Annotated in this window: 1 CRISPR repeat array. The window is 59.1% G+C overall.

What is annotated here, in order from left to right:
* Nucleotide 1: 1 nt before the first annotated feature.
* Nucleotides 2-269: a CRISPR direct-repeat array (repeat unit 24 nt; unit sequence AATACCTCCGCGTGCGCGGAGAAG).

Raw genomic sequence — 269 nt, 5'->3', positions numbered from 1 at the left:
AAATACCTCCGCGTGCGCGGAGAAGAGTTGGTGGGAAACTGGTTGGTCTCTGCCTCGTCGGAAATACCTCCGCGTGCGCGGAGAAGAGATGTTGTGGGCTGGGCCCCACTGGTATACCTGGGAAATACCTCCGCGTGCGCGGAGAAGAGACTGGCAACAGCACGTTATGGACATGCAGGCCGGAAATACCTCCGCGTGCGCGGAGAAGAGTCACCGTAGCCCTAGGGGCGAAGTCAATAATCGGAAATACCTCCGCGTGCGCGGAGAAG

Source organism: Corynebacterium sp. HMSC077D03 (genome assembly GCF_001808545.1).
Lineage (GTDB): Bacteria > Actinomycetota > Actinomycetes > Mycobacteriales > Mycobacteriaceae > Corynebacterium > Corynebacterium simulans.
Note: the sequence above shows the minus strand (reverse complement) of the source record. Positions and strands in the feature narration are given on the sequence as shown.